Annotated in this window: 2 protein-coding genes and 1 pseudogene; 1 reads left to right on the plus strand and 2 read right to left on the minus strand. The window is 69.4% G+C overall.

The features are described 5' to 3' along the window. Positions 1-366: 366 nt before the first annotated feature. Positions 367-2,742 (minus strand): annotated as a pseudogene (locus tag Q1W26_RS17045) (acyl-CoA dehydrogenase). Next, complete coding sequence (locus Q1W26_RS17050; RefSeq protein WP_300442643.1) at positions 2,676-4,100, minus strand: coniferyl aldehyde dehydrogenase; 1,425 nt, start codon at positions 4,098-4,100, stop codon at positions 2,676-2,678. The pseudogene Q1W26_RS17045 and the gene Q1W26_RS17050 overlap by 67 nt, the downstream one beginning before the upstream one ends. Positions 4,101-4,397: 297 nt before the next feature. On the opposite strand from Q1W26_RS17050, the gene Q1W26_RS17055 reads away from it, so the two are divergent. Next, positions 4,398-5,251, plus strand: an 854-nt coding sequence (locus tag Q1W26_RS17055; RefSeq protein ID WP_300442645.1) for a flavin reductase, incomplete at its 3' end; no start/stop codon positions are given.

Below are 5,251 nucleotides of genomic sequence, written 5' to 3' on the forward strand. Positions count from 1 at the left end.
TCGGCTTCCGGAGAGGCTCGGTGAGCGTGAAAGCCCGTCTGAACCGCCGAGCAGCGCACCAGCAGGCGGGGCCTTCCGGCGCGGCTGTCTGAGCCCGAAGGGCGAGTTCCGCGCCGGCCGCCTGCTGGGAGCAGCGCAGGGCAGTCGGCCGAAGGCCGACCGGTGAAGCCGGGTCGCCTTCTTTGCCTTCTTTCTTGGCGAAGCAAGAAAGAAGGTCGCCCGCCGGGGGCGGAGGCGGGGTTTCGCGGAGCATCGCTCCGCGCCGCCGTAGCCGGCCGGGTGTGCAAACCCGGCCGTGGGAAACCCCGGCCAACGTAACGCCAAACACGGGAAAGCCGCCCAGTAAGGGCTCAACCCAGGAAGGCCTCAGCCCCGCGGCATGCCGAGGCCGCGCTCGGCGATCAGGTTGAGCTGGATCTCGTTGGTGCCGGCGTAAATGGTGTCGGCGCGGGAGAAGAAGAACACCTGCTGCAGGCGGCGCAGCGGGTCGTCCTGGGCCTGAAGATCGCCGGCCGTGCCCATCACGTCCATGGCCAGCTCACCCAGATCCCGGTGTCAGTTGGACCAGGCGTACTTGTAGACCAGCGCTTCCGGGCCGACCGCCGCTTCGCCCCGGGCGAAGATGCGCAAGGCATTGGCCCGCAGGGTCCGCAGACCGATCCACGCGTCGGCGATGCGACGCCGGATGCCTGGGTCGTGGTCAACGCCACGGGCGCGGGCGGCGTCGATCAGCAACTGGAGTTCGTGGCTGAAGTGCATCTGCTGGCCGAGGGTGGATAGCCCGCGCTCGTAGCCCAGCAGCGCCATGGCCACCTTCCAGCCATCACCGGGCGCGCCGACGATGCACTCGGCGGCGGTGCAGGCGTCGTCGAAGAACACCTCGTTGAACTCCGCCTCGCCGGTCATCTGGCGGATCGGGCGGATCTCCACGCCGGGCTGGTTCAGCGGCACCAGCAGGAAGCTGAGCCCCTCCCGTCCCACGCTGCCGGGTGTGCTGCGGGCAATCACGAAGATCCACTCGGACTCGTGGGCCAGCGAGGTCCAGACCTTTTGCCCCTGAAGATGCCATTTGCCATCTTCCAGCCAGCAGCGGGTGCGGATGGCGGCCAGGTCCGAGCCGGCGCCGGGCTCCGAATAGCCCTGGCACCAGAACGCCGTGCCCTCCCGGATGCCCGGCAAAAAGCGCTGCTGCTGCTCGGGCGTGCCGAAATCGATCAGGGTGGGGGCCAGCAGGGTTTCACCGATGTGGCCCATCCGGCCGGGGCCACCGGCGCGGGCGTATTCCTCGTGGAAGGCCACCTGGAGGGACACGGGCAGCTCGCGGCCCCCGTGGGCGCGGGGCCAGCCCAGGCCGATCCAGCCGCCTGAGGCCATCACCTGCTCCCATTCCCGACGCAGTTCCGAATGGGCTGTCTCGTCCCCCGGGCCGCCCCGGTGGCGCAGCACTTCAAAACGGCCGGTCAGATGGCGCGCCATCCAGTCCGCCACTTCGGCCCGGAAGGCCTGCTCGTCAATGGCGTGCACGGGTGCCGCTGCGTGCTGCGCGCTGGGATGCCGAGCATCCTCCGATGCATCCGCCGTCTGGCCGAGCACCCTGTCGGCCACCGCAGCGCGCCACGCGTCGGGGGTGCCGAACCACTGGCGGCCCCACTGGGCGCGCTTGAAATGAAGTTGAGGGTCGTATTCCCAAGTGAAACCCACGCCGCCGTGAAGCTGGATCGCCTCTGCCGCGCAGAAGCGGTAGGCCTCGGCGGCCTGTACCCGGGCCACGGCGATCTCGTCGAGGGCCGCCCCGGAGTTGGCGGCCAGGGCGCTGCCCAGGGCCGAGCGGGCACTTTCCAGGTGCACCATCATCTGGGCGCAGCGGTGCTTGACGGCCTGGAAGGTGGCCACCGGACGGCCGAACTGCTGGCGCTCCCGGGTGTAGGCGACGGTGAGTTCGATGCAGCGGGCTGCGCCCCCCACCTGCTCCGCCGCCAGCAGCAAAGCCGTGGCGGCCAGGGCGCCGGCGAGCCCGTCATCCAGGCTTCCGGGCGAATCCAGCCGGGCCTCGGCGGCCAGGCGCACGCCATCCAGCTGCCAGCCCGCCTGGGGGCGCGTCAGATCCCAGGCCTCGAGAGGGCTGCGCGTGACGCCGGCGAGCCCGGCCGCCACCTCGAACAGGCCCATGCCGCCGTCCTCGAGCCGGGCCACCACGAGGGCCATGTCGGCCGTATCCCCGTCCAGAACCTGGCAGGCGAGACCATCCAGCACCCAGCCATCGCCGTCGCGGCGGGCGCGGATGTCCAGTTCGCCGGCCCCGACGAAGGGAGACAAACCCGGGCCGGCGATCACCGTGGCGGTGCAGCGGCCTTCGGCCATCGCCGGCAGCAGGCGCTGGCAGGCCGTGTCGGTGGCACAGCGCACCAGCAGCGGGTGGGCCAGGGCCACGCTGGAGAACAAGGGCGAGCGGCTGAGCTGGCGTCCGCTTTCCTCCAGCAGCACGGCCGCCTCGGCAAGGCCCAGCCCCAGGCCGCCGAAGGCTTCCGGCACGATCACCGCGGTCCAGCCCAGCTCGGCGATGCCCTGCCACAGGGCCTGGTCGCCGTCACGGCTCGCCCGTGCGTTGGCGTGGCTGGCCAGGTAGGCCGCGGCGGTCTCCTGGAGGGCTTGCTGCTCCTCGGTCAGGGCTGCGCTCACGGCGTAACCTGCGCTTCCATGGCGGCCAGAAAGTGCTCGCCGTAGGGCGGCAACATGCCCCATTCCCGGCGCGGGTCATAGGCGGGGGCCTTGAACACGGTGCGCACGTGGCTGAACTCGATGAAGCCCTCACGCCCGTGGTAATGGCCCATGCCGGAGGCGCCGACACCGCCAAAGGGCGCGTCGTGCATCGCCGCGTGGAACATGGCCTCGTTGATGGTGACTCCGCCGGAGAGGGTGTGATCCAGCACCCGCTGCTGCTCAGTCGCATCCTCGCCGAAGTAGTAAAGCGCCAGCGGGCGCGGACGGCTGTTGATGTCGGTGATGGCTTCGCCGACTTCGTCGTAAGCCTTGATCACCACCGCCGGGCCGAAGATTTCCTCTTGCAGGATGCGGGCGTCGGCGGGCGGGTCGATGACGATGCGCAGGGGGCAGCGCCGGCCGGCCACCGGAGCGGCCGGGCTGGATTCCACCCGGGCACCGCGGGCGATGGCGTCGGCCAGGTAGCCCTCGATGCGGGCCAGGTGGCGCTCATTCACCACGGCGGTCAGATCGCCATTGCCCTCAACCGTGGGGAAAAGGCTGGCGAAGGCGTCCTTGAGGGCGCTTACGAAGCTTTCGAGCTGCTCCCTGGCCACGTAAATCACATCCGGATTGACGCACAGCTGGCCGGAGTTGGCCCCCTTGGCGGCGGCGATGCGGAAGGCGGCGGTGGCCAGATCGGCGCTGCGCCCGACGATGCTCGGCGACTTGCCGCCCAGCTCCAGGGTAACCGGCACCAGGTTGGCGGCGGCATTGCGCATGATGGCCTTGCCCACTTCGGTGCTGCCGGTGAACACCAGGTGATCGAAGGGCTGAGCGCTGAGCGCCGCTCCCATCTCGGGCCCGCCGGTGACCACCGCCACTTCCAGCGGATCGAACAGCTCGGCCACCGCGTCGGCGATCACGGCAGCCGTGCGCGGCACGATCTCGGAAGGCTTGAGGATGGCCCGGTTGCCGGCCGCCAGCGCATAGGCCAGCGGCGCAAAGAGGGTGAACAGCGGCGCGTTCCAGGTGCCGATGATGCCCACCGAGCCCTTGGGCTGGTACTGCACCCAGGCTTCGGCGCCAAGCTGGTCGTAAGGCATGAAGGGCTGGCGCTTCTCCGGGGCCATCCAGGGCTCGAAGTGGTCGCGGGCATGCTTGAGGGAGGCCAGCGAGCCCAGCACGTCGTTCATCAGGGAGAAGCCCGCATGGCGCCCCCCGAAGTCCTCGTCCATGGCTGCGACGAGAGGCTTGTAGTGCTTCACCAGCAGGTCGATGGCGGCCTGGATGCGACGGCGGCGGGTGGCCGCATCGACGGCGCCGGCACCGTTGAAGGCCTGTTGCTGGGCCGCCAGCATCCTGGCCAGGGCCGCGGGGGTGTGGTCGTGTGTGCTCATGGTCTCCGGATCACCTTGGTTGGGTAGGGGAAATGATGGGGTCTGGCCAGCCCGGTCGGCAGCGCAGCGTCGCCAGATTGGCCCATGAGCACATGGCGCACGGCAATGGTGAGCGTGTCGAGCCTGCCAGCAGGTCTGTTTCGCACCTTAGCAAGAGATGCCCGCCCGCCCATCGTCCGATTGGATGAGACAGGCGGCCGGCGCAACCGCCTGGCGATTAGTCCGTTGGGACGATGCCTGCGCCGGGGCGAGCTGTCGATACTGTGTTCAAGACCCACTGCCCCAGCGAGGCATGACATGACCCAAGCCAGCTTTGACCCCCAAGCCTTCCGGGCAGCCCTCGGCACCTTCACGACCGGGGTGACCATCATCACCACGCGTGCCGCTGACGACACGCCCGTCGGGATTACCGCCAACAGTTTCAACTCGGTGTCCCTCAATCCGCCGCTTGTGCTCTGGAGCCTGGCCAAGACGGCCAGGAGCCTGCCGGTCTTCGAGGAGGGCCTGCACTGGAACGTGCATGTGCTGTCCGCCAACCAGGAGAGCCTGTCGGGTCGTTTCGCCTCGCAAGGAGGCGACAAATTTGCCGGGCTGGCGCTGGACATGGGAATCAGCACGGCCCCCCTGCTCTCCCAGTGCACGGCCCGTTTTCAGTGCCGCACGGCATTCCGGTACGACGGCGGGGACCACGTGATCTTCGTCGGCGAGGTGCTTGCCTATGACCGCAGCGACTTGCCGCCCCTGGTCTACCAGGCCGGCCAGTATGCAATTGCCGCCCGCAAGCCTCGCCAGGAAGTGCGCCTGGGGGCCGCCCCGCCGCCGGAGTGCAGCTATACCGAAGACCTGCTGGGCTACCTGCTGGGCCGGGCCCACTATCAACTGCTGTTTGCCCTGCGCCAGCTGCTGGCCAGCCATGCGCTGGACGAACCGGCCTTTTTCATCCTGTCCACCCTCAGCGTGCGCGACCGGCTGAGCCTGGCCGAGCTTGACGCAATCATCGGCTACACCGGCTTCGAGGTGACGGCCCCCCAGCTGGCCGCGCTGGAGGCCCAGCGCTACATCGCCCGGGAGAACGACGGCGGCCTGCTGCGCTTCGTGCTCACCGCCGACGGTCGCGAGGCCTCGCTGCGACAGATCGCGCATGCCAAGGC

Origin of the sequence: Zoogloea sp., assembly GCF_030157465.1 — a bacterium.
Classification (GTDB): Bacteria; Pseudomonadota; Gammaproteobacteria; order Burkholderiales; family Rhodocyclaceae; genus Zoogloea.

Excerpts from the sequence above, each read along its gene's own strand:
- Q1W26_RS17050 (WP_300442643.1), bottom strand. The coding sequence starts at position 4,100 with ATGAGCACACACGACCACACCCCCGCGGCCCTGGCCAGGATGCTGGCG.